Source organism: Escherichia sp. KS167_9B (genome assembly GCF_030295215.1).
GTDB classification, from domain to species: domain Bacteria; phylum Pseudomonadota; class Gammaproteobacteria; order Enterobacterales; family Enterobacteriaceae; genus Escherichia; species Escherichia coli_F.
Genome location: NZ_AP025754.1, coordinates 3,559,279 through 3,583,414 on the forward strand (window position 1 = coordinate 3,559,279; position 24,136 = coordinate 3,583,414).

A 24,136-nucleotide genomic window follows, 5' to 3' on the forward strand; every position below is an offset into this window, starting at 1 on the left:
CATTTGCCGGGGTTGTGAGCATAACGTAATGCTTATTTCACCGGACGCATCGCCGGGAACAGAATAACGTCGCGGATGGTATGGCTGTTGGTGAACAGCATTACCATACGGTCGATACCAATTCCCAGACCTGCTGTCGGCGGTAAGCCGTGTTCCAGTGCGGTGACGTAATCTTCGTCGTAGAACATCGCTTCGTCGTCGCCTGCGTCTTTCGCGGCAACCTGATCCAGGAAGCGCTGCGCCTGATCTTCCGCGTCATTCAACTCGCTAAAGCCGTTACCGATTTCACGACCACCAATGAAGAACTCAAAGCGGTCAGTGATTTCCGGGTTAACGTCGTTACGACGCGCCAGCGGAGAAACTTCTGCCGGATATTCAGTAATGAAGGTCGGCTGGATCAGATGTGCTTCTGCCACTTCTTCGAAGATCTCGGTAACGATACGGCCCAGACCCCAGCTCTTCTCAACGTGGATGCCGATAGATTCAGCAATCGCTTTCGCAGAGTCGAAGTTGTCCAGATCCGCCATGTCGGTTTCCGGGCGATATTTCTTGATCGCTTCACGCATGGTCAGTTTTTCGAACGGTTTACCGAAGTCCAGCGTCACGTCGCCGTAGGTCACTTCGGTCTTACCGAGAATATCCTGTGCCAGAGTACGGAACAGCGATTCGGTCAGCTCGATCAGATCTTTGTAATCAGCGTAAGCCATATAGAGTTCCATCATGGTGAACTCTGGGTTATGACGTACGGAGATACCTTCGTTACGGAAGTTACGGTTGATTTCGAATACACGCTCGAAGCCACCAACCACCAGACGCTTGAGGTACAGTTCCGGCGCGATACGCAAGTACATGTCGAGATCCAGCGCATTGTGATGGGTGATAAACGGACGCGCCGCCGCGCCGCCTGGGATCACCTGCATCATCGGCGTTTCAACTTCCATAAAGCCACGATTCACCATGAACTGGCGAATGCCAGAGAGGATCTGCGAACGCACTTTAAAGGTGTTGCGGGATTCATCGTTAGAAATGAGATCCAGATAACGCTGACGATAGCGCGCTTCCTGATCCTGCAAACCGTGGAATTTGTCCGGCAGCGGACGCAGTGCTTTGGTCAGCAGACGCAGCTCGGTGCAGTGGATAGACAGTTCGCCGGTTTTGGTTTTGAACAGTTTACCTTTCGCGCCGAGGATATCGCCGAGGTCCCATTTTTTGAACTGCTCGTTGTAAACGCCTTCCGGCAGATCGTCACGAGCAACGTACAGCTGAATGCGGCCCCCCACATCCTGCAGGGTAACGAAAGACGCTTTACCCATAATACGGCGGGTCATCATGCGGCCAGCAACGGCAACTTCGATGTTCAGCGCTTCCAGTTCTTCGTTTTCTTTGCCGTCGAATTCTGCGTGCAATTGGTCAGAGGTATGATCGCGACGGAAATCGTTCGGGAAGGCAATCCCCTGCTCACGCAGGTTCGCCAGCTTCTCACGACGCGTTTTCAGTTCATTGTTAAGATCGACTACCGCGTCAGCGCCCTGTGCGTGTTGTTCAGACATGTTGGTTCCTCATAACCCTGCTTTCAAACTTGCTTCGATAAATTGATCCAGGCTGCCGTCCAGCACTGCCTGCGTGTTACGAGTTTCTACCCCGGTACGCAGATCTTTAATGCGGGAGTCATCAAGGACATAAGAACGAATCTGGCTGCCCCAGCCGATGTCAGATTTGTTATCTTCCATCGCCTGTTTCTCGGCATTTTTCTTCTGCATCTCCAGTTCATAAAGCTTCGCTTTCATCTGCTTCATGGCCTGGTCTTTGTTCTTGTGCTGGGAACGGTCGTTCTGGCATTGGGTCACAATCCCGGTTGGGATGTGAGTAATACGCACCGCAGATTCGGTACGGTTAACGTGCTGACCACCCGCGCCGGATGCGCGATAAACGTCGATGCGCAGATCCGCCGGATTGATTTCGATATCGATATCATCATCGACTTCCGGGTAAACAAACGCGGAGCTGAACGACGTGTGGCGACGACCGCCGGAGTCAAACGGGCTCTTGCGCACCAGGCGGTGAACGCCGGTTTCAGTACGCAGCCAGCCGTAAGCGTAATCGCCGGAGATTTTGATAGTCACGGATTTAATACCCGCCACTTCACCTTCCGACTCTTCGATGATTTCAGTTTTGAAACCACGCGATTCAGCCCAGCGCAGATACATACGCTCAAGCATGCTCGCCCAGTCCTGTGCTTCCGTACCGCCAGAACCTGCCTGAATATCGAGGTAGCAGTCGGCGCTATCATATTCGCCAGAGAACATACGACGGAACTCAAGCTGCGCCAGTTTTTCTTCCAGGGCGTCGAGTTCAGCAACGGCTTCGTTAAAGGTTTCTTCGTCGTCAGCTTCTACAGCCAGCTCCAGCAGACCAGAAACATCTTCCAGCCCCTGTTTCATTTGGTCGAGGGTGTCGACAACGGCTTCGAGGGAGGAACGCTCTTTACCCAGCGCCTGTGCGCGTTCGGGTTCGTTCCAGACATCCGGCTGTTCCAGCTCGGCGTTTACTTCTTCCAGACGCTCTTTCTTGGCGTCGTAGTCAAAGATACCCCCTAAGAACGTCGGAGCGTTCCGTGAGGTCCTGAATGCGATTATTTACCGGATTAATTTCAAACATGGTCTGATTTCTTTTATTGAGCTAGTCAAAATGCGGTGATAAGAGCGGGATTGTACCGAATCCACGCTCTTTTTTATAGATAATATGACGCTAAATTGGCCAGATATTGTCGATGATAATTTGCAGGCTGCGGTTGCCACGAAACTCGTTGATATCCAGCTTGTAAGCCAGTTGCACTTCGCGCACGCCATTATCCGGCCAGAGGGCGGTATCGACATTAAAAGCAATACCGTCCAGCAGCGGACCGCCGCCGACCGGTTCGACCATGACTTTCAAATGACGTTCACCCACCAGTCGCTGTTGCAGCAGACGGAAATGACCGTCAAACAGCGGCTCCGGGAACATCTGCCCCCACGGGCCAGCATCGCGCAGCAGCTGCGCCACTTCCATGGTCATTTCGGCTGGGCTTAGCGGACCGTCTGACACCACTTCGCCTTGCAATAGCGAAGGGTCCAGCCACTCAGTAACCAGTTCGCCAAACCGTTGCTGAAAGAGTTCGAATTTATCCTCTTCCAGCGACAGGCCTGCCGCCATCGCATGACCGCCAAATTTCAGCATCATGCCGGGGTAGAGTGTGTCTAGCCGCTCCAGCGCATCACGCATATGCAGCCCCTGAATGGAGCGACCGGAACCTTTCAGCGTACCGTCACCCGCAGGCGCAAAAGCGATAACCGGACGGTGAAAACGCTCTTTAATACGCGAAGCCAGAATACCAACCACGCCCTGATGCCATTCCGGGTGATACATTGCCAGCCCGCCGGGTAGTGTCTCGCGGCTGCGCTCCAGTTTCTCGCACAGGGTCAGGGCTTCAACCTGCATTCCCTGTTCGATCTCTTTTCGCGTCTGGTTTAGCGCATCGAGTTCATTTGCCAGTACGCGCGCTTCGCCGATGTTGTCGCACAGCAACAGCGCCACACCAACGGACATATCATCCAGTCGCCCGGCAGCATTGAGACGTGGCCCCAGCGCAAAACCTAAATCGCTGGCGGCGAGTTTTTGCGCATCGCGGTTGGCCACTTCCAGCAGCGCTTTAATCCCTGGACGGCACTTTCCGGCACGGATGCGACTCATCCCCTGCCAGGTCAGAATGCGATTATTAGCATCCAGCGGCACGACGTCTGCCACTGTCCCCAATGCGACCAGATCCAGCAGTTCTGCCAGGTTAGGAATTGCGATACCACGCTCATCAAACCAGCCCTGATCACGCAAAAAGGTGCGCAGCGCCAGCATTAAATAAAACGCCACCCCCACGCCTGCCAGTGATTTCGACGGGAAATTGCAGTCGCGCAAGTTAGGGTTAATGATCGCTTCCGCCGCGGGTAATGTTTCGCCCGGCAAATGGTGATCGGTAACAATAACCGGAATGCCCAACGAGCGAGCGTGTTCAACCCCCGCATGGGAGGAAATACCGTTATCCACCGTGACAATTAACTGCGCGCCACGGGCATGGGCCTGATCAACCACTTCCGGGCTTAAGCCGTAACCGTCTTCGAACCGGTTTGGTACCAGGTAGTCGATATTGCTGCAACCAAGCGAGCGCATCGCCAGCACGCTTAGAGCCGTGCTGGTGGCACCGTCGGCGTCGAAGTCACCGACCACCATAATCCGCGTTCCTTCGCGAAAAGCGTTGTAAAGGATCTCAACGGCCTTTTCGACGCCGCTCAGTTGCTGCCAGGGCAGCATACCTTTTACACTACGTTCCAGTTCTTGCGCACTGCGTACTCCCCGGCTGGCATATAAACGGCGCAGCAAGGGAGGCAATTCAGCGGGCAAGTCTGCCGTTTCATCGACTTCACGGCGACGAAGTTGTATCTGTTGTTTCACGCGAATTATTTACCGCTGGTCATTTTTTGGTGTTCGTCGAGGAATTCTTTCATCTCTTTCGGCGGCTGGTAACCCGGAACAAGTGTGCCATTGCTCAGCACAATTGCCGGAGTGCCACTAACGCCAAGCTGGACGCCAAGTGCGTAATGATCGGCAATATCGATATCGCAACTTGCCGGAGTGGCAGCTTTACCCGCCATCACATCATCAAATGCTTTCTTTTTATCTTTCGCACACCAGATGGCTTTCATTTGTTGCTCAGCCTGGCTCTCCAGCCCCTGGCGCGGGAAAGCAAGATAACGCACGGTGATCCCCAGCGCGTTGTAGTCTGCCATTTGCTCATGCAGTTTGTGGCAGTAACCACAGGTAATATCAGTAAACACGGTAATGACGTGTTTTTCCTGCGGCGCTTTATAAACGATCATCTCGTTTTCAAGCGCGTTCAGCTGCTTTAACAACATCTTATTAGTGACATTGACCGGAGTCGTTCCGCTAACGTCATACATTGGTCCCTGAATGATATGTTTACCATCATCAGTGATGTACAACACACCGCTGTTAGTCAGAACTGTCTTCATACCAGCCACGGGCGCAGGCTGAATATCACTGCTTTTGATGCCCATTTTGGCTAACGTTTGTTGAATTGCCGCGTCATCCGCCTGAGCAAAGCCTGAAAACGCCGCCAACAACGTAAATAACATAAAACCTTTCTTCATAAATCTTCCCGTTCTTTTCAGACATCACGCCCGCGGGTGATGCTGTTGATGAAGTTGCCGCAGACGCTCGGTAGCGACATGCGTATAAATTTGCGTGGTAGAGAGATCGCTGTGGCCCAGTAGCATCTGAACCACGCGTAAATCCGCACCATGATTTAATAAATGAGTGGCAAAGGCGTGACGCAACACATGCGGTGACAACTTTTCGCTGTCGATCCCCGCCAGCACAGCATAATGTTTAATGCGGTGCCAGAAGGTTTGTCTCGTCATCTGCTGCGCGCGCTGGCTGGGAAACAACACGTCAATTGACACACCGTTTAGCAACCACGGTCGCCCGTGTTCCAGATAAGTTTCCAGCCAGTAAACCGCCTCTTCACCTAACGGCACAAGGCGTTCTTTGTTGCCTTTACCAATGACCCGCACTACGCCCTGACGCAGGCTGATATCACTCATTGTCAGCCCGACCAGTTCAGAGACTCGCAGCCCGGTAGCATACAACACTTCAAGCATGGCTTTATCGCGCAGCTCCAGTGGCTGATCAATTAATGGTGCCTGTAATAATCGTTCGACCTGCGCTTCGCTTAAATCTTTTGGCAAACGCTGGGGCAATTTCGGCGAAGCGAGATGCGCGCTGGGATCGTCTTCACGAAACTTTTCGCGATAAAGATACTGGAACAATCGGCGCACTGCACTCAGCAAACGCGCTGAGCTGGTGGCTTTATACCCACCCTCCAGCCGTTCTGCCAGTAATGCCTGCAAATCGTCACTTTGCGCCGTCGCCAGCGTCAACCCGCGGTGATGCAACCACTCCACCATCATTGACAGATCGCGACGGTATGCGTTCAACGTATTTTCAGCCAGATTTTTTTCCAGCCACAGAGCATCAAGAAACTGCTCGATGCGTGCCAGATCCTGTTTCACTTGCGCCCCTTATGGTCACTCATTTGATCCATTATGCCTTATTGTGCCGTGACTAAAGCGATTCTGATACACTAGCCGCAAAAGCCACAGCAGAATCGAGAAGCTTACGTTATGAATATGGGTCTTTTTTATGGTTCCAGCACCTGTTATACCGAAATGGCGGCAGAAAAAATCCGCGATATTATCGGCCCAGAACTGGTGACCTTACATAACCTCAAGGACGACTCCCCGAAATTAATGGAGCAGTACGATGTGCTCATTCTGGGTATCCCGACCTGGGATTTTGGCGAAATCCAGGAAGACTGGGAAGCCGTCTGGGATCAGCTCGACGACCTGAATCTCGAAGGTAAAATTGTTGCGCTGTATGGGCTTGGCGATCAACTGGGGTATGGCGAGTGGTTCCTCGATGCGCTCGGCATGCTGCATGACAAACTCTCGACCAAAGGCGTGAAGTTCGTCGGCTACTGGCCAACGGAAGGATATGAGTTTACCAGCCCGAAACCGGTGATTGCTGACGGGCAACTGTTCGTGGGTCTGGCACTGGACGAAACTAACCAGTATGACCTTAGCGACGAGCGTATTCAGAGCTGGTGCGAGCAAATCCTCAACGAAATGGCAGAGCATTACGCCTGATGTCACTGACGGCTTAGCACACAGCCTTTGCCGTCATCTTTATCTTTGCGTCTCTTGTTGCAACAAAATCCGCCGTAAATCCCGCCATTCGGCTTCGTCCATGCTGTCGGCTGCCAGCCACAAGTGCTGACGTTTACCGCTATCAGAACGTAAACGCAACATCATGCCGCTTTTAATCATCCACGGCGCTTTGACGATGCACCACTCCTGCCCTTGCCAACGCAAACGCCCGTCCATCAACAGGCGAATTTCCCCCTGGCGAGCATTAATGCGTCGCTGGCTGCGAACGCAATCAAACACCACCAGCGAAAGTAACACCATCCATAACGGGGTGTAACTTAACGGCCAGGGCATGAGTAAAATAACAGCGGCAACCAGCCCATGAATCAGCAAGGAAAGCCACTGCGCGCGCCAGGAGACGCGTAAATCAGATTGCCACAGGACCACGTTCCCGATTCCGTGTCTGGATGAGTCGGACCATCATTTCCAGTTCTGCATCGGCCGGTTTACCGTGATTCATCAGCCAGTTGAACAGATCGGGATCGTCACATTCCAGCAGACGAATAAAGATGCGTTTTTCGTCATCACTTAAGCTGTCGTACTCATGTTCGAAAAACGGCATGATTGAAATATCGAGTTCGCGCATACCACGGCGGCATGCCCAGTGAATGCGGGCTTTGTTATTAATGTCCATCTTCTTCCTGTCTCACGAAAATCCAGTACCAGGCTATTGTAACGTGTTTTTCGACTTCTTTTGCGGGAATATCAGTAAACACAATCGCGATCGCGAAATTAACCCACAATATTTCAAGGGCTTCATTTTTTTGGAAGTCGCCTCGCAAAGCATATCAGAAGGCACAGATCGCGTAGTGAAAGCACTTGCATTGCCTCATAGCTCTTTTACCATTAGTCATAAATACGCCGTTTGTAAAACAGGACTCCATTATGGCTTTTACACCTTTTCCTCCCCGTCAGCCTACGGCTTCTGCCCGTTTACCGCTGACGCTGATGACGCTTGATGACTGGGCGCTTGCCACCATTACTGGCACGGACAGCGAAAAATATATGCAGGGTCAGGTGACAGCAGATGTCAGCCAGATGACAGAAGATCAGCACCTGCTCGCCGCCCATTGCGACGCCAAAGGTAAAATGTGGAGCAATTTACGTCTGTTCCGCGACGGCGATGGCTTTGCGTGGATTGAACGGCGCAGCGTGCGCGAGTCGCAACTGACTGAACTGAAAAAATATGCGGTGTTCTCTAAAGTGACCATCGCGCCAGACGATGAACGTGTGCTGCTTGGTGTTGCCGGTTTTCAGGCACGCGCTGCGCTGGCTAACCTCTTTAGTGAATTACCTTCGAAGGAAAAGCAGGTTATCAGAGAAGGTGCGACTACCCTGCTATGGTTTGAACACCCAGCAGAACGTTTCCTGATCGTAACCGATGAAGCTACCGCCAATACGCTGACCGATAAACTGCGCGGTGAAGCGGAACTGAACAATAGCCAACAGTGGCTGGCATTAAACATTGAAGCGGGTTTTCCGGTGATTGATGCCGCCAACAGCGGGCAGTTTATCCCACAGGCGACCAACCTCCAGGCGCTGGGCGGCATCAGCTTTAAAAAAGGCTGCTATACCGGACAAGAGATGGTGGCACGAGCTAAATTCCGCGGTGCCAACAAACGTGCCCTCTGGCTGCTGGCAGGTAGCGCCAGTCGACTGCCGGAAGCAGGTGAAGATTTAGAGCTGAAAATGGGCGAGAACTGGCGTCGTACCGGTACGGTGCTGGCTGCGGTAAAACTGGAAGATGGCCAGGTCGTGGTACAGGTCGTCATGAATAACGATATGGAACCGGACAGCATCTTCCGCGTACGCGACGATGCGAATACATTGCATATCGAGCCGCTGCCCTATTCGCTGGAAGAGTAAATCTCTGTATCGCATCAGGCATTTATCGCCTGATGCGACGCTGACGCGTCTTATCATGCCTACAACGGCGCACCAATTACGCCTGCCCAATATACAAATAGATCGCCAGAAAGTGGCACACGCTGCCGCCGAGCACAAAGCCGTGCCAGATGGCATGGTTGTAGGGAATGCGTTTGCAGACGTAGAAAATCACCCCGAGCGAGTAAACCACGCCGCCTACTGCCAGTAAGGTAACGCTGCCCGCCGCGAGCTTAACGGCCATTTCATAAATCACCACCAGCGACAGCCAGCCCATCGCCAGATAAGTCACCAGAGATAAAATTTTGAATCGGTGCGCGATGGTCAGCTTGAACAGAATCCCCAACAGCGCCAGGCTCCAGATAACAATCATCAACCCGCGCGCTAACGGAGAATCCAACCCCACCAGCAAAAAAGGCGTATAGGTTCCGGCAATCAACAGATAAATAGCGCAGTGGTCAAATTTCTTCAGCCACATTTTTGCCCGTTGATGAGGAATGGCGTGATACAGCGTCGAAGCGAGGAACAGCAGGATCATACTGCCGCCATAGAGGCTGTAACTGGTTATCGCTGTGGCGCTGGCATTGAGATCCACCGCCTGAACCAGTAGCAACACCAGCCCAACGATACCAAACACCAACCCAATGCCGTGACTGACGCTGTTGGCAATTTCCTCTGCCAGCGAATATCCCTGCTTAATGAGGGGCTTCTGAACCATAACTTACTCCGGAGAAACGTACACGCACATGTATACCTCTCCAGCGTAACTGAGAATAGTTCCAGTGAACACCTGTTAGCTAAAATAAATTCTGATTTGAGACTAATCTCCGAAAAATCATGAAATTAAATGCGAAATTTCAACTAACAGGCGTGAGTTCAATTTAAAGGCATTTAAATTCAATCACATAAAACTGTGTCTGGCCGGGATAGATATCGGCAATGACCTTTTTCAGATCAGTCAGGGTCATATTTTCCTGCTCTGCATGTTTTTCCGTCAGTGTATCCAGCGTTACGGTTGAGGTTGCGGTGACTTCAATCGTGCAAAAATAACCGTCATCTTCAAATCGCCCGACACGAAGCACATCACCCGTTTTGAAGTGCGATTCAGACTCGTCGCGGATGGTGATGGTTTTACACCCAGCCAGAATGTCATCCTGGAATCGTTGAAAAAAAGTGATGTCGTTTGGCTGCATGGTACTATTTCCTGTAAGAATTGACTCATTTGGAGCCTATGATAGTGAAAAAACTCACCTTACCGAAAGATTTCTTATGGGGCGGCGCAGTTGCCGCTCATCAGGTCGAAGGCGGCTGGAACAAAGGCGGCAAAGGACCGAGTATTTGTGACGTACTGACCGGTGGCGCACACGGCGTGCCGCGCGAAATCACCAAAGAAGTCTTGCCAGGAAAATACTATCCAAACCATGAAGCCGTTGATTTTTATGGTCACTACAAGGAAGACATCAAGCTATTTGCCGAAATGGGCTTCAAATGTTTTCGCACTTCCATCGCCTGGACGCGCATTTTCCCAAAAGGTGATGAAACTCAGCCAAACGAAGAAGGGCTGAAGTTCTACGATGATATGTTCGATGAACTGCTGAAATACAACATCGAACCGGTGATCACCCTCTCCCACTTTGAAATGCCGCTGCATCTGGTGCAGCAATACGGTAGCTGGACTAACCGTAAAGTGGTTGATTTCTTTGTCCGTTTCGCGGAAGTGGTATTTGAACGCTATAAGCACAAAGTCAAATACTGGATGACCTTCAACGAAATTAACAACCAGCGTAACTGGCGTGCACCGCTGTTCGGTTACTGCTGCTCCGGCGTGGTTTATACCGAGCATGAAAACCCGGAAGAGACGATGTATCAGGTGCTGCATCACCAGTTTGTCGCCAGCGCCCTGGCAGTGAAAGCCGCGCGTCGCATTAACCCGGAGATGAAAGTCGGCTGTATGCTGGCGATGGTGCCGCTCTATCCCTACTCCTGTAACCCGGACGATGTGATGTTCGCTCAGGAGTCGATGCGCGAACGCTACGTCTTTACCGATGTGCAGCTACGCGGCTATTACCCGTCGTATGTGTTGAACGAGTGGGAGCGTCGCGGATTTAACATCAAAATGGAAGACGGCGATCTCGATGTACTGCGTGAAGGCACCTGCGATTATCTTGGTTTCAGCTATTACATGACCAACGCAGTGAAGGCCGAAGGCGGCACCGGCGATGCGATCTCTGGTTTTGAAGGCAGCGTACCGAACCCTTATGTTAAGGCTTCGGACTGGGGCTGGCAGATTGATCCGGTGGGTCTGCGTTACGCACTTTGCGAACTGTATGAGCGTTACCAGAAGCCGCTGTTTATTGTCGAAAACGGTTTTGGCGCTTACGACAAAGTGGAAGAAAATGGCAGCATCAACGACGACTACCGCATTGATTACCTGCGAGCTCATATTGAAGAGATGAAAAAGGCGGTGACTTACGATGGCGTGGATCTGATGGGCTACACGCCGTGGGGTTGCATCGACTGCGTGTCGTTCACCACCGGGCAGTACAGCAAACGCTACGGCTTTATCTATGTGAATAAACATGACGACGGTACTGGCGATATGTCGCGTTCACGTAAGAAGAGCTTTAACTGGTACAAAGAGGTGATTGCCAGCAACGGCGAGAAGCTTTAAGTCGATGAAGTACCGGATGCAATACTTGTTGCGTTGCATCCGGTCAGACAACTGTCCTGTTTTATTTCCCGCCCGCCAAATCGATAAAACTTCCCGTAACATAAGAGGCTTTATCACTTAACAGCCAGACGATGGCCTGCGCGACCTCTTCCGCCTGTCCGCCACGCTGCATGGGGATGTTCGACTTAACGCGATCAACGCGTCCAGGCTCGCCACCGCTGGCGTGCATTTCGGTATAAATAAACCCTGGCCGCACGCCGTTAACGCGGATCCCCTGCGCGGCGACTTCCAGCGATAGTCCGGTGGTTAACGTATCAATCGCCCCTTTCGATGCCGCATAGTCAACGTATTCTCCCGGCGATCCCAGCCGTGAGGCCACTGACGAGACGTTGACGATAGCACCGCCATTACCGCCATTTTTAAGCGCCATGCGTTTTACCGCCTCGCGGCAACAGAGAAAATATCCCGTCACATTGGTGGAAAGTACCCGGTTGATTCGCTCTGCGGTAAGGTTTTCTACGGTGCACTGGGTAAACAAGATCCCGGCGTTATTGACCAGCGCGGCTAGCGGTTCATCGTGCTGATCGATTGCTGTAAACATTGCGATGACCTGATTTTCGTCGCTGATATCCGCCTGAAGCACGAATGCCTTGCCACCGGCTTGCGTGATTAACTTCACCACTTCCTGCGCCGCGTGGAGGTTTTGCTGATAATTAACCGCCACCGTATACCCTTCTTGCGCCAACAGTAATGCAGTTGCCCGCCCGATGCCGCGACTGCCACCGGTCACAAGTGCTATAGTCATTTGTTTTCCTAAAAAAATAAAGGCGCCGAAGCGCCTTTCAAATTATTGATGACAAAGTGCTTTTATTATGCCGGATGCGGCGTGAACGCCTTATCCAGCCTACAAGATCGTGCAAATTCAATACATTGCACAGACTATGTAGGCCTGATAAACGAGGTGCATCAGGCAATGTTGAGTTTGACATCAGTGTCAAAGGCGCCGAAGCGCCTTTAGAAGATAGTCGAATCAGTAAATTACTGGTATTCGCTAATCGGTACGCAGGAGCAGAACAGGTTACGGTCGCCGTAAACATCATCCAGACGTTTCACTGTTGGCCAGTATTTGTCTGCCACGCCTGCCGGGAATACTGCAACTTCACGGCTGTACGGATGCGCCCACTCGGCGACCAGTTCGCTCTGAATGTGCGGCGCGTTCACCAGCGGGTTATCTTCCAGCGGCCAAACACCGGCTTTCACCTGGTCGATTTCTGCGCGGATAGACAGCATCGCATCAATAAAGCGATCCAGTTCCACTTTGCTTTCAGATTCAGTCGGTTCAACCATCAGCGTCCCCGCCACCGGGAACGACATAGTCGGCGCGTGGAAACCATAGTCGATCAGGCGCTTGGCAATATCCAGCTCGCTGATGCCGGTTTCTTCTTTCAACGGACGAATATCAAGAATACATTCATGCGCCACGCGACCGTCGCGACCGGTATACAGCACCGGGAAAGCATCCTGCAGGCGGCTGGCAATATAGTTGGCGTTGAGGATTGCCACCTGGCTTGCTTTTTTCAGCCCTTCTGCGCCCATCATGCGGATGTACATCCAGCTAATTGGCAGAATAGAAGCGCTACCGAACGGTGCCGCAGAAACCGCGCCCTGACGGGTTAACATGCCTTCGATTTGCACCACGCTATGACCCGGAACAAACGGTGCCAAATGCGCTTTCACGCCGATCGGTCCCATACCCGGACCACCACCGCCGTGCGGAATGCAGAAAGTTTTATGCAGGTTAAGGTGCGAAACGTCCGCGCCAATAAAGCCCGGCGAAGTGATGCCAACCTGGGCGTTCATGTTCGCGCCATCAAGGTAAACCTGACCGCCGAACTTATGCACGATTTCACACACTTCACGGATCGTTTCTTCGTACACGCCGTGGGTGGAAGGATAGGTCACCATAATGCAGGAGAGATTATCGCCCGCCTGCTCCGCTTTCGCGCGCAGGTCAGTCAGATCGATGTTGCCGTTTTTATCACACGCCACAACCACCACCTGCATTCCTGCCATATGCGCGGAAGCCGGGTTAGTGCCATGCGCAGAAGCCGGGATCAGGCAGATATCGCGATGCCCTTCGTTGCGGCTTTCATGATAATGACGAATCGCCAGCAGCCCCGCGTATTCGCCCTGAGCGCCAGAGTTCGGCTGCATACAGACGGCGTCGTAACCGGTCAGTTTCACCAGCCAGTCAGCCAGTTGGGCGATCATCTGCTGATAACCTTCGGCCTGTTCCGGCGGGCAGAACGGGTGCAGTTCGGCAAATTCCGGCCAGGTGATTGGGATCATCTCGGCGGCGGCGTTCAGTTTCATGGTGCAGGAACCCAGCGGGATCATCGCCTGATTCAGCGCCAGATCTTTACGCTCCAGCGAGTGCATATAGCGCATCATTTCGGTTTCGCTGTGGTAGCGATTAAACACCGGATGGGTGAGAATTTCGTCATCGCGCAGCATTGCAGGCTGAATAGAACGGCTGTCGTGAGCCACGTCTTTGTCCAGCGTGTCGATGTCCAGTCCGTGATTATCGCCCAGCAGTACGCTGAAAAGCTGCATCACGTTTTCGCGCGTGGTGGTTTCATCAAGGGTGATCCCCACCGCATTCAGAATATCGCTACGCAGGTTGATTTCAGCCGCTTCGGCACGCGCCAGCACGCCCGCTTTGTCGGCCACTTCCACACACAAAGTATCGAAATAGTGCGCATGGCGCAGCTTCTGACCTTTTTGTTGCAGACCTGCAGCCAGGATATCGGTCAGACGGTGGATGCGGTTAGCGATACGTTTCAGGCCAACCGGACCGTGATAAACGGCATACAGGCTGGCGATGTTAGCCAGCAGTACCTGGGAAGTACAAATGTTGGAGTTCGCTTTCTCACGGCGAATATGTTGCTCGCGAGTCTGCATCGCCATGCGCAGCGCAGTATTGCCCGCGGCATCTTTCGATACGCCAATAATACGGCCCGGCATTGAGCGTTTGTATTCATCTTTCGCTGCAAAGAATGCCGCATGTGGGCCACCGTAGCCCATCGGTACGCCAAAGCGTTGCGCCGAACCAAAGACAATATCCGCGCCCTGTTTACCCGGTGCAGTTAACAGCACCAGCGCCATAATATCGGCGGCGACGCTGACTACAATTTTGCGTGATTTCAGTTCGCTGATAAGCGCAGTGTAGTCGTGAATTTCACCGGTAGTGCCGACCTGCTGTAACAGCACGCCGAAGACGTCCTGGTGATCGAGCACTTTTTGTGCATCATCGACAATCACTTCAAAACCAAAGGTTTCTGCGCGTGTACGTACTACATCTAAAGTTTGCGGATGCACGTCAGAAGCAACGAAGAAGCGGTTGGCATTTTTCAGTTTACTGACGCGTTTTGCCATCGCCATTGCTTCGGCAGCAGCAGTGGCTTCGTCAAGAAGAGAAGCCGAAGCCATATCCAGCCCGGTCAAATCCAGCGTTACCTGCTGGAAGTTGAGCAGTGCTTCAAGGCGGCCCTGGGAGACTTCAGGTTGATACGGAGTATACGCGGTATACCAGCCCGGATTTTCCAGCATGTTACGCAGGATAACCGGCGGTAGCTGCACGGCGGTGTAACCCATGCCGATGTAAGACGTGAAGCGTTTATTGCGACTGGCAATAGCCTTGAGTTCCGCCAGCGCGGCGTATTCGGTCGCCGGTGCGCCAACCTGCGGTGGTATCGCAAGCTGAATATCTTTCGGCACAATCTGGCCGGTCAGCGCGTTTAACGATTGTGCGCCAACGGCATTCAGCATTTCTTGCTGTTGCGCGGCGTCCGGTCCGATATGGCGTTCAATAAAAGCGCCGCTGTTTTCAAGCTGGCTTAACGTCTGTGTCATGAGCGATGGTTCCTGAAACGTGCAGTGAATTGTGAACCTCTCTCCTTGCGAAGAGAGTGAGGGTGAGGCGTAAATGTTCCTCACCCTAATCCTCTTCCGCAGAAGAGGAATAAAGCCGTTACTCGTCTTCTAACAATGCTTCGTATGCGGTCGCATCCAGCAGTGATTCCAGTTCGCTTTCATCGCTGGCTTTGATTTTGAAGATCCAGCCGCCTGCATACGGTTCGCTGTTCACCAGTTCCGGAGAATCGCTCAGTGCGTCGTTTACCGCCACGATTTCACCGCTTACTGGCGCATAAATGTCTGACGCCGCTTTTACCGATTCGGCAACCGCGCAGTCATCGCCCGCGCTTACCGTTGCGCCCACTTCCGGCAGGTCAACAAACACCATATCGCCTAACAGCTCCTGAGCGTGCTCAGTGATGCCAACAGTGTAAGTGCCGTCGGCTTCTTTACGCAGCCATTCGTGTTCTTTGCTGTATTTCAGTTCTGCTGGTACGTTGCTCATCAATTAATCTCCAAAAAAGTAAATCACGCGACGGCTTTGCCGTTACGCACAAAAACAGGTTTCGTCACTTTTACCGGCATTTCACGGTTGCGAATTTGCACAATCGCCGTTTCGCCAATACCTTCCGGCACGCGTGCCAGCGCAATGCTGTAACCCAACGTCGGGGAGAAAGTACCGCTGGTGATAATGCCTTCATGCTGATTGCCCTGCGCATCGGTAAAACGTACCGGCAGTTCATTACGCAGCACGCCTTTTTCGGTCATCACCAGACCAACCAGTTTTTCTGTGCCATGTTCACGCTGCGCTTCCAGAGCTTCACGACCGATAAAGTCACGATCAGCCGGTTCCCAGGCGATGGTCCAGCCCATGTTGGCTGCTAAAGGAGAAATGGTTTCGTCCATCTCCTGACCATAAAGATTCATACCCGCTTCCAGACGCAGCGTGTCACGCGCGCCCAGACCGCAGGGCTTAACGCCCGCTTCCACCAGCGCACGCCAGAAATCCGCCGCTTTTTCATTGGGCAGCGCAATTTCGTAGCCCACTTCACCGGTATAACCGGTGGTGGCAATAAACAGAGCGCCCGCCTGCACGCCAAAGAAGGGTTTCATCCCTTCCACCGCCTGACGCTGAGCATCATTAAACAGTGTGGCAGCTTTTGCCTGCGCATTCGGCCCTTGTACGGCAATCATGGAAAGGTCATCACGAACGGTAATTTCGATACCGAAGGGTTCAGCGTGTTGGGTAATCCAGGAGAGGTCTTTTTCGCGGGTGGCGGAGTTAACAACGAGGCGGAAGAAATCTTCAGTAAAGTAGTAAACGATGAGATCATCTATCACACCGCCAGAGGCATTCAACATCCCCGAGTAAAGGGCTTTGCCGCTTTTGGTGAGCTTCGCCACATCGTTCGCCAGCAGATAACGCAGAAACTCCCGGGTGCGACTGCCGCGAAGATCGACGATGGTCATATGTGACACATCAAACATTCCGGCATCGGTACGTACCGCATGATGTTCGTCGATTTGCGAACCGTAATGTAGCGGCATCATCCAGCCGTGGAAATCCACCATGCGAGCGCCGCAAAGCGTGTGTTGTTCGTACAAAGGAGTCTGTTGTGCCATCTTGTCCTCATTGAATAAGCGGGGCTGACAACTTTTCCATGGCGAAATTATCACCACGAAACCCAGCATCGGAGCCACTCCCGGTCCCCAACGCAATCGTTCTCTTTTCCCTGAACTTACCACCGAAACAGACTGTTAACCATAAGGTAAAATTGATCATCACATTAGCTTATGGTTAAAAAACGCCAGAATAACAACAGAATAAAAAACCAAAAAACATTCCATTCTCTATACAAAGATGATGTGATGAGAAACTTAATTTGAATAAGGCAATATTAAGAACTGAAAAAATGTCAAAAAACACTAAATCAAAAATTCGTGACATTAGAAAATATAATGCGAAAACGGAGGTGAAATTAGTTTATTTCAAATGAGGAAAATCTCCCGGCGAAAAAACCGGGAGATGAAAGTGTGATGGGTATCAAATAAACAACAGAGGAGAAATTTTTAACGCAGCCATTCAGGCAAATCGTTTAATCCCATTGCCTGGCGGATAAGTTGTGGTTTAACGCCAGGAAGCGTGTCGGCCAGTTTCAGGCCAATATCACGCAGCAGTTTTTTCGCCGGATGAGCCCCGGAAAACAGATCGCGGAATCCCTGCATACCTGCCAGCATCAGCGCCGCACTGTGCTTGCGGCTACGCTCATAGCGACGCAGGTAAATGTACTGCCCGATGTCTTTACCCTGACGATGCAACCGTTTCAGTTCAGCAATCAGCTCTGCAGCATCCATAAAGCCGAGATTCACCCCCTGCCCCGCCAACGGGTGAATGGTATGCGCGGCGTCGCCCACCAGCGCCAGACGGTGCGCGGCAAACTGGCGCGCATAACGCCCAGTCAGCGGGAACACCAGGCGTTCACTCTCAACCTTGCATAAGCCCAGGCGATTATCAAAAGCGATATTTAACTCGCGGTTAAATTCGTCTTCGCCTGCCTGCTGCATCCGCTGTGCTTCCTCTGGCGACAGTGACCAGACAATTGAGCAAAGATGCGGATCGCTAAGCGGCAAAAAGGCCAGAATGCCTTCGCCATGGAAAACCTGTCGCGCCACCGCATCATGCGGTTCTTCCGTGCGAATGGTCGCCACCAGCGCGTGATGCAGATAATCCCAGAAAGTCAGCGGAATATCGGCTTTGTTGCGCAACCAGGAATTAGCGCCGTCTGCGCCAATTACCAGACGCGCCGTTAACATGCTGCCATCTTTCAGCGTCAGGAAGGTTTCATTTTCTCCCCAGGCGACCTGCTGTAATTCTGCGGGGGCCAACAGAGTGATATCTGACGACTGCTGCGCTTTGTTCCACAGCGCGTAGTGAATCACTGAGTTTTCAACGATATGCCCAAGATGGCTATAGCCCATGCTTTGATCGTCAAACGAAATGTGACCAAAACTGTCTTTGTCCCACACTTCCATACCGTGATAACAACTGGCCCTACGAGAGAGAATGTCCTGCCAGACGCCAAGACGGGTGAGTAATTTTTCGCTGGCGGCATTGATAGCCGAAACGCGCAGTTGTGGTGGTGCATCCGCCGCCAGGGGTTCCGGTACGCGCTGCTCCAGTACGGCAACGCGTAAGCCGCTGCCCTGCAAGCCGCAGGCAACCGCCAGCCCCACCATGCCGCCGCCAACAATGGCTACATCAACACTTTGCATTGTTTATTCCTTAAAGCCGCCTTTAACGCGCCACCCAACCGAGGGTGCGCTGCGCCAGCACATCGCGTGCCGGAGTGAATAATTCCATTGCCATCAGCCCGATGTTGCGCCCGACAACCAGCGGCGTCCAACGGTTGGCAAAAAGATGTACAAGGCTGTCCGTGACACCGATGGTTGCTTCGCGATCGCTCTGCCGACGCTGCTGATAACGGCACAATACGCCGTAATCACCGATGTCATCTTCACGTGCCTGAGCCTGAGTCAGCGTTTCCGCAAGGCTCATGACATCCCGCATACCGAGGTTGAACCCTTGCCCGGCAATCGGGTGCAGAGTTTGCGCCGCATTGCCCACCAGCACGGTACGATGGGTAATAGGTCTGGCGGCGCGGGTTAACGCCAGCGGGTAAGCACTGCGTTTACCAGCGTGGGTAATTTTCCCAAGTCGCCAACCAAAGGCCGACTGGAGTTCACGGCAAAACGTCTCGTCGCTCCACGACAGCACCTCTTCGCGCCGTTCCAGTGGATGACACCAGACCAGCGAACAGCGTCCGTCAGACATCGGCAACATCGCCAGCGGGCCATGTTGCGTAAAGCGTTCAAAAGCGCGCCCTTCGTGCGCAACGGAAGTCGCAACGTTAGCAATCACAGCCAGTTGTTCGTAAGGCTCCTGCTGCCAGTCAACGCCGCACGCGGTGGCTAACGCGGAATGGGTGCCATCAGCGGCTACCAGCACGCAGCCCGTCAGCGTCTCGCCACTCTCCAGCGTCACTTCAACGTGACTCTGAGCACGGGCAACGTTAGCCACGCGATCAGGGCAATGCAGCGTTACGCCAGGTGCTTTGCGCAGCAATGCAAACAGCCGTTGCCCGACATTATGCAATTCGACAACCTGCCCCAGCGCCGCCAGTTGGTAATCTTCTGCGGCGAGGGTGACGAATCCGGCATGACCACGATCGCTGACATGAACGGTAGTGATGGCGGTTGCGCAATCTGCCAGAGATTGCCAGACGCCGATGCGCGCCAGTTGCTGACAGGTGCCCGCCGCCAACGCAATAGCCCGTCCATCAAAGCCCGGATGAGCATGAGACTCTGGCGCGGTCGCTTCAATCAAATGTACCGGCAGCGCCCCGTGACTTAACCGGGAAATAGCCAGCGCCAGCGTCGCGCCCGCCATGCCGCCACCGACGATGATTACGCTCATTGCTTTCTCGCAGATGCCATCAACGCTTCGATTTCTTCCGGCTTTTTCACCACGCTGGCGGTGAGGTTTTCGTTACCGGTTTCGGTAATCACAATGTCGTCTTCAATACGAATGCCGATACCGCGATATTGTTCTGGCACTTCTGCATCCGGCGCAATATACAGCCCCGGCTCTACGGTCAGTACCATGCCCGGTTCCAGAATGCGCGAGCGATCCTGGCCATAAACGCCAACGTCATGGACATCCAGTCCTAACCAGTGGCTAAGGCCATGCATAAAGAAAGGACGATGGGCGTTCTGAGCGATCAGTTCATCAACATCACCTTTCAGGATGCCGAGTTTTACCAGGCCGCTAACCATGATGCGCACCACTTCACCGGTGACTTCCTGAATGGACGTTCCCGGACGATACAGGCGCAGGCTGGTTTCAAGAGACTCCAGCACAATGTCGTAGATTTCACGCTGAGCCTGAGTGAATTTACCGTTAACAGGGAAGGTGCGGGTAATATCGCCCGCGTAACCTTTGTATTCACAACCCGCGTCAATCAACACCAGGTCACCGTCGCGCAGTTCACTCTCGTTTTCGGTGTAGTGCAGAATGCAGCCGTTTTCACCGCTGCCGACAATGGTGTTATAGGACGGATAGCGCGCACCGTGGCGGTTAAATTCGTGGTGAATTTCGCCTTCCAGATGGTACTCGAACATTCCCGGACGGCATTTTTCCATCGCCCGGGTATGCGCCAGGGCGGTGATTTCCCCCGCGCGGCGAAGTACGGCAATCTCTTCTGGTGATTTGAACAGGCGCATTTCATGAACAATGGGACGCCAGTCGATCATCGTTGCCGGGGCGGTGAGATTCTGTCGCGAACCTTTACGCAGTTTTTCAAGCGCGCTGTTCACGATTTCATCAGCATATGCATATTCGCCCTGGGCGTGGTACACCACATCCAGACCATTAAGTAGTTGATAAAGTTGCTGATTGATTTCGCTGAACGCCAGTGCGCGATCAACGCCCAGTTTATCCGGTGCAGCATCCTGACCTAAGCGGCGACCAAACCAGATCTCTGCCGTCAGGTCGCGTACGCGGTTAAACAGAACGCTGTGGTTATGAGTGTCATCACTTTTAATCAGCACCAGCACCGCTTCCGGTTCGTTAAAGCCGGTGAAGTACCAGAAGTCACTGTTCTGACGATAGGGGTATTCGCTGTCGGCGCTACGTGTTACTTCTGGTGCAGCAAAAATCAGCGCGGCGCTGCCGGGTTGCATTTGCTCCACCAGGGCCTGACGGCGACGCTGAAACTCTTGCCGGGATATCTCACTCATAACACTCTCCTTACGTTTTTTGTTTTTAGTGTAGAGTCGGTTTTTGTACTTCTGGCGCGGTCGGTTGCGGATGAGTAAAGGTGTCGTGGCATAACAGCGCGGCAACACGGACGTACTCGATGATCTCTTCAAGCGACATTTCCAGCTCTTCCTGATCTTCGTCTTCGTCGTAGCCCAGCTGCGCGATGTTACGCAGATCGTCGATGGCTTCACCGGTTTCGCCGGTCACTTTGTCCAGCTTCGGTTGCGTAACGCCAAGACCAAGCAGGAAGTGATTAACCCAACCTGCCAGCGCATCAGCCCGATCGAAAACGCTGACATCATCGCCATCAGGCAGATAAAGCTGAAAAAGGAAGCCGTCATCCTGCAGGGCATCGCTGGTAGCAGAGTGCATTTTGCGCAATGCCTGTGCCAGCTCATGACCGAAAGCCATGCCTTCGTTCGTCAGGTCGTGAAGCAGCGGCAGCCATGAGCTGTCATCGTTACCACCACATATCATCCCACTGATTAAACCATGCATCTCAGCAGGGGTCAGACCCGTCCCTTGTTGGTTCAGATACTGGTTCATTTCGTTGTAACCAGGCATTTCGTTCTGTATAGACATAAGCATTCGTCGTCAAAGGGAGGAATATTCATGATATGCTACCACTTTGGGCCCTGGTGGACCAGAAAAGGGCTTGTCTCTTCTCATCAGGGTAGCTATAGTGTCGCCCCTTCGCAGACCATGGGTCTAAAGACGAAGGCAGCGCAGTCAATCAGCAGGAAGGTGGCATGTCTGCACAACCCGTCGATATCCAAATTTTTGGCCGTTCACTGCGTGTGAACTGCCCGCCTGACCAAAGGGATGCGTTGAATCAGGCAGCGGACGATCTGAACCAACGGTTGCAAGATCTGAAAGAACGCACTAGAGTCACAAATACTGAACAGTTGGTCTTCATTGCCGCATTGAATATCAGCTATGAGTTAGCGCAAGAAAAAGCGAAGACTCGTGATTACGCGGCAAGCATGGAACAGCGTATTCGGATGCTGCAGCAGACCATAGAACAAGCGTTACTTGAACAAGGTCGCATCACCGAAAAAACTAACCAAAACTTTGAATGACACTTTTCGGTTTACTGTGGTAGAGTAACCGTGAAGACAAAATTTCTCTGAGATGTTCGCAAGCGGGCCAGTCCCCTGAGCCGATATTTCATACCACAAGAATGTGGCGCTCCGCGGTTGGTGAGCATGCTCGGTCCGTCCGAGAAGCCTTAAAACTGTGACGACACATTCACCTTGAACCAAGGGTTCAAGGGTTACAGCCTGCGGCGGCATCTCGGAGATTCCCTTCTTATCTGGCACCAGCCATGACGCAACTACCAGAAATCCCACTGACATTATCTCGACAAGAAATCCGCAAAATGATTCGGCAACGTCGTCGTGCGTTAACGCCGGAACAACAGCAGGAAATGGGTCAACAAGCCGCTACCCGGATGATGACGTATCCCCCGGTGGTGATGGCACATACGGTCGCTGTATTCCTCTCTTTTGATGGCGAACTCGACACCCAGCCACTCATAGAACAACTCTGGCGCGCCGGTAAGCGCGTATATCTTCCAGTTTTGCATCCCTTTAGTGCCGGTAATTTGCTGTTCCTGAATTACCATCCGCAAAGCGAACTGGTGATGAACAGGTTGAAGATCCATGAGCCAAAACTGGATGTGCGTGACGTGCTACCCCTTTCCCGATTAGACGTGTTGATCACACCGCTGGTCGCCTTTGATGAGTACGGTCAGCGCCTGGGAATGGGCGGTGGTTTTTATGATCGGACCTTACAAAACTGGCAGCGCTATCAAATGCAACCGGTGGGTTATGCGCATGATTGTCAGTTGGTGGAAAAACTCCCCGTTGAAGAGTGGGATATCCCACTTCCTGCGGTGGTTACACCGTCGAAAGTCTGGGAGTGGTAAGGGCGACACACCTGCATCGCCCTGATTGACATCGTTGATTCTTTAACCTAATTTAGTGAGTAAGGGTAAGGGAGGATGACTCCTCCCCTGTGACTGACTGTTAATAAGCTGGCAAACTTATCAGTAACAGTACAATCAGTATGATGACGAGTCGCATCATAACCCTTCTCCTTCAAGCCCTCGCTTCGGTGAGGGCTTTACCGTTACAGCCCCATGCTGCCCTGCCATCGTAAACTCTCTTTAAATAAGCACAACGCATTGATCTGGCTTTGATTTATTTCTTCGAGCAGACTCGCAAAGGCAATTGCAGCGCATTACAAATGGCAGTGACATGCGCGGGAAAAGGGATAATAAATATCCTCCGGCATAGCCGGAGGTTTTTCAAATGCGCCTGTAAGGCTCTGTTACCAGCCGCGCCCTAACAGGCGCATACGATCTGACATTTGCATTCAACTTCGTTACTTACGGCCCGTAAACGGGCTGCCCGGATATGGAATCGATAACTGCTCCCCCATTTTATCCTCTTCAAGCTGGTGCTTTATGTAGTCCTGTATCTTCGCCGTGTTCTTACCCACCGTATCGACATAGTACCCTCGGCACCAGAACTCCCTGTTTCTGTATTTGAATTTCAAATCCCCAAACTGCTCGTAAAGCATCAGACTGCTTTTCCCTTTCAGATATCCCATAAAGCCGGATACGCTCATTTTGGGTGGGATTTCCACAAGCATATGGATATGATCTGCGCAGCACTCTGCTTCCAGAATCCGTACGCTTTTCCACTCACACAGCTTTCTCAAAATACTGCCTATCGCCCTACGCTTCTCTCCGTAAAACGCCAGTCTTCGGTATTTCGGCGCAAAAACTATGTGATATTTACAGTTCCAGCGGGTGTGCGCTAAGCTCTTTTCGTCCCCCATTGGGACCCCCTTTTGATTTCTTGTTTGACACTTGCAGTTGCCAGACCGCAAGGTGTTTTAACAAATCAAAAGGGGTTTTAATAACTGGCTCAAAGCTGAAAGCTTTCCGGAACCCCCAGCCTAGCTGGGGGTTTTCTGTGCACAAAAAAACGGGCAAGCCAGTGACTTGCCCGTTGATTATTAAAGAAGGGA

Annotated in this window: 25 protein-coding genes and 1 other RNA gene; 7 read left to right on the forward strand and 19 right to left on the reverse strand. The window is 52.5% G+C overall.

The genetic code is table 11. The annotated features are described in order from the left end of the window. Positions 1 to 32 precede the first annotated feature (32 nt). The 5 genes from lysS to xerD form a co-directional block, all read right to left on the reverse strand. Entirely contained in the window at positions 33 to 1,550 is a 1,518-nt protein-coding gene (gene lysS / locus QUE34_RS17890; RefSeq protein ID WP_000003071.1) for a lysine--tRNA ligase, read from the reverse strand. A 9-nt stretch (positions 1,551 to 1,559) separates the two neighbouring features. Next, a protein-coding gene (gene prfB, locus QUE34_RS17895; RefSeq protein WP_001701073.1) for a peptide chain release factor 2 occupies positions 1,560 to 2,658 on the reverse strand; the annotation gives its coding sequence in 2 pieces (ribosomal slippage) (positions 1,560 to 2,582 and positions 2,584 to 2,658; 1,098 coding nt in all). A 90-nt stretch (positions 2,659 to 2,748) separates the two neighbouring features. After that, the gene (gene recJ / locus QUE34_RS17900; RefSeq protein ID WP_103253719.1) at positions 2,749 to 4,482 is read right to left on the reverse strand and encodes a single-stranded-DNA-specific exonuclease RecJ; all 1,734 of its coding nucleotides are present in this window, start codon (positions 4,480 to 4,482) and stop codon (positions 2,749 to 2,751) included. Positions 4,483 to 4,487: 5 nt separating this feature from the next. Further along, positions 4,488 to 5,198, reverse strand: a complete 711-nt coding sequence (dsbC, locus tag QUE34_RS17905) for a bifunctional protein-disulfide isomerase/oxidoreductase DsbC (protein ID WP_000715223.1) — start codon at positions 5,196 to 5,198, stop codon at positions 4,488 to 4,490. A 24-nt stretch (positions 5,199 to 5,222) separates the two neighbouring features. Then, the gene (gene xerD, locus QUE34_RS17910; RefSeq protein WP_000806638.1) at positions 5,223 to 6,119 is read right to left on the reverse strand and encodes a site-specific tyrosine recombinase XerD; all 897 of its coding nucleotides are present in this window, start codon (positions 6,117 to 6,119) and stop codon (positions 5,223 to 5,225) included. Positions 6,120 to 6,230: 111 nt separating this feature from the next. Here xerD and fldB point away from each other — a divergent pair, with 111 nt between their 5' ends. Beyond that, positions 6,231 to 6,752 (forward strand): flavodoxin FldB, encoded by a 522-nt coding sequence (gene fldB / locus QUE34_RS17915; protein ID WP_001055874.1) that lies wholly within the window; start codon positions 6,231 to 6,233, stop codon positions 6,750 to 6,752. A 39-nt stretch (positions 6,753 to 6,791) separates the two neighbouring features. Here the strand turns inward: fldB and QUE34_RS17920 are convergent, their stop codons facing one another. Continuing rightward, a complete protein-coding gene (locus tag QUE34_RS17920; RefSeq protein WP_000244774.1) occupies positions 6,792 to 7,199 on the reverse strand; it encodes a protein YgfX in 408 nt (135 codons plus the stop codon). After that, a complete protein-coding gene (gene sdhE / locus QUE34_RS17925) occupies positions 7,180 to 7,446 on the reverse strand; it encodes an FAD assembly factor SdhE (RefSeq protein WP_000354046.1) in 267 nt (88 codons plus the stop codon). The genes QUE34_RS17920 and sdhE overlap by 20 nt, the downstream gene beginning before the upstream one ends. A gap of 251 nt (positions 7,447 to 7,697) precedes the next feature. Here sdhE and ygfZ point away from each other — a divergent pair, with 251 nt between their 5' ends. Further along, positions 7,698 to 8,678 carry a tRNA-modifying protein YgfZ gene (ygfZ, locus tag QUE34_RS17930; protein ID WP_103253718.1) on the forward strand — a complete coding sequence of 327 codons (981 nt, stop codon included), beginning with the start codon at positions 7,698 to 7,700 and terminating at the stop codon, positions 8,676 to 8,678. 76 nt (positions 8,679 to 8,754) lie between these two features. On the opposite strand, the gene trhA is transcribed toward ygfZ, so the two are convergent. Together trhA and yqfB are read right to left on the reverse strand one after the other, a co-directional pair. Beyond that, positions 8,755 to 9,414, reverse strand: a complete 660-nt coding sequence (trhA, locus tag QUE34_RS17935) for a PAQR family membrane homeostasis protein TrhA (protein ID WP_000250274.1) — start codon at positions 9,412 to 9,414, stop codon at positions 8,755 to 8,757. 163 nt (positions 9,415 to 9,577) lie between these two features. Next, positions 9,578 to 9,889: a N(4)-acetylcytidine aminohydrolase gene (gene yqfB / locus QUE34_RS17940; RefSeq protein ID WP_039020582.1), complete on the reverse strand. Its 312-nt coding sequence runs from the start codon at positions 9,887 to 9,889 to the stop codon at positions 9,578 to 9,580. 44 nt (positions 9,890 to 9,933) lie between these two features. Between yqfB and bglA the strand changes: the two genes are divergently transcribed. Further along, positions 9,934 to 11,367 (forward strand): 6-phospho-beta-glucosidase BglA, encoded by a 1,434-nt coding sequence (bglA, locus tag QUE34_RS17945; protein ID WP_141218821.1) that lies wholly within the window; start codon positions 9,934 to 9,936, stop codon positions 11,365 to 11,367. Positions 11,368 to 11,428: 61 nt separating this feature from the next. Here bglA and QUE34_RS17950 read toward each other — a convergent pair whose 3' ends face one another. The 4 genes from QUE34_RS17950 to gcvT form a co-directional block, all read right to left on the reverse strand. Further along, positions 11,429 to 12,172 (reverse strand): SDR family oxidoreductase, encoded by a 744-nt coding sequence (locus QUE34_RS17950; protein WP_000150658.1) that lies wholly within the window; start codon positions 12,170 to 12,172, stop codon positions 11,429 to 11,431. A gap of 233 nt (positions 12,173 to 12,405) precedes the next feature. After that, positions 12,406 to 15,279, reverse strand: a complete 2,874-nt coding sequence (gene gcvP, locus QUE34_RS17955; protein WP_103253716.1) for an aminomethyl-transferring glycine dehydrogenase — start codon at positions 15,277 to 15,279, stop codon at positions 12,406 to 12,408. 118 nt (positions 15,280 to 15,397) lie between these two features. Next, positions 15,398 to 15,787 (reverse strand): glycine cleavage system protein GcvH, encoded by a 390-nt coding sequence (gene gcvH / locus QUE34_RS17960; RefSeq protein WP_001295377.1) that lies wholly within the window; start codon positions 15,785 to 15,787, stop codon positions 15,398 to 15,400. Positions 15,788 to 15,810: 23 nt separating this feature from the next. Then, on the reverse strand, positions 15,811 to 16,905 hold the full coding sequence (gene gcvT / locus QUE34_RS17965; RefSeq protein ID WP_103253715.1) for a glycine cleavage system aminomethyltransferase GcvT: 1,095 nt from the start codon (positions 16,903 to 16,905) through the stop codon (positions 15,811 to 15,813). Positions 16,906 to 17,195: 290 nt separating this feature from the next. Here gcvT and QUE34_RS17970 point away from each other — a divergent pair, with 290 nt between their 5' ends. Next, positions 17,196 to 17,279 carry a hypothetical protein gene (locus tag QUE34_RS17970; RefSeq protein WP_122633141.1) on the forward strand — a complete coding sequence of 28 codons (84 nt, stop codon included), beginning with the start codon at positions 17,196 to 17,198 and terminating at the stop codon, positions 17,277 to 17,279. Positions 17,280 to 17,352: 73 nt separating this feature from the next. On the opposite strand, the gene ubiI is transcribed toward QUE34_RS17970, so the two are convergent. The 4 genes from ubiI to ygfB are packed head-to-tail and all read right to left on the reverse strand — an operon-like array spanning position 17,353 to position 21,682. Then, positions 17,353 to 18,555, reverse strand: a complete 1,203-nt coding sequence (ubiI, locus tag QUE34_RS17975; protein WP_103253714.1) for an FAD-dependent 2-octaprenylphenol hydroxylase — start codon at positions 18,553 to 18,555, stop codon at positions 17,353 to 17,355. A 22-nt stretch (positions 18,556 to 18,577) separates the two neighbouring features. After that, positions 18,578 to 19,756: a 2-octaprenyl-6-methoxyphenyl hydroxylase gene (gene ubiH / locus QUE34_RS17980; RefSeq protein WP_103253713.1), complete on the reverse strand. Its 1,179-nt coding sequence runs from the start codon at positions 19,754 to 19,756 to the stop codon at positions 18,578 to 18,580. Next, positions 19,753 to 21,078 carry a Xaa-Pro aminopeptidase gene (pepP, locus tag QUE34_RS17985; protein WP_103253712.1) on the reverse strand — a complete coding sequence of 442 codons (1,326 nt, stop codon included), beginning with the start codon at positions 21,076 to 21,078 and terminating at the stop codon, positions 19,753 to 19,755. The genes ubiH and pepP overlap by 4 nt, the downstream gene beginning before the upstream one ends. Before the next feature lie 25 nt (positions 21,079 to 21,103). Next, positions 21,104 to 21,682, reverse strand: a complete 579-nt coding sequence (gene ygfB, locus QUE34_RS17990; RefSeq protein WP_001295378.1) for a UPF0149 family protein YgfB — start codon at positions 21,680 to 21,682, stop codon at positions 21,104 to 21,106. 167 nt (positions 21,683 to 21,849) lie between these two features. Between ygfB and zapA the strand changes: the two genes are divergently transcribed. From zapA to QUE34_RS18005, 3 genes are all read left to right on the forward strand, one after another. Next, on the forward strand, positions 21,850 to 22,179 hold the full coding sequence (gene zapA, locus QUE34_RS17995) for a cell division protein ZapA (RefSeq protein ID WP_001276008.1): 330 nt from the start codon (positions 21,850 to 21,852) through the stop codon (positions 22,177 to 22,179). A gap of 41 nt (positions 22,180 to 22,220) precedes the next feature. Then, positions 22,221 to 22,404: non-coding RNA, 6S RNA (gene ssrS, locus QUE34_RS18000), on the forward strand. A gap of 20 nt (positions 22,405 to 22,424) precedes the next feature. Continuing rightward, complete coding sequence (locus tag QUE34_RS18005) at positions 22,425 to 23,027, forward strand: 5-formyltetrahydrofolate cyclo-ligase (protein WP_000192738.1); 603 nt, start codon at positions 22,425 to 22,427, stop codon at positions 23,025 to 23,027. A gap of 100 nt (positions 23,028 to 23,127) precedes the next feature. Here the strand turns inward: QUE34_RS18005 and QUE34_RS18010 are convergent, their stop codons facing one another. Continuing rightward, entirely contained in the window at positions 23,128 to 23,187 is a 60-nt protein-coding gene (locus QUE34_RS18010; protein ID WP_100635201.1) for a type I toxin-antitoxin system Ibs family toxin, read from the reverse strand. Positions 23,188 to 23,485: 298 nt separating this feature from the next. Further along, positions 23,486 to 23,944, reverse strand: coding sequence for an IS200/IS605 family transposase (tnpA, locus tag QUE34_RS18015; RefSeq protein WP_000502112.1), 459 nt, complete (start codon positions 23,942 to 23,944; stop codon positions 23,486 to 23,488). Positions 23,945 to 24,136: the final 192 nt, after the last annotated feature.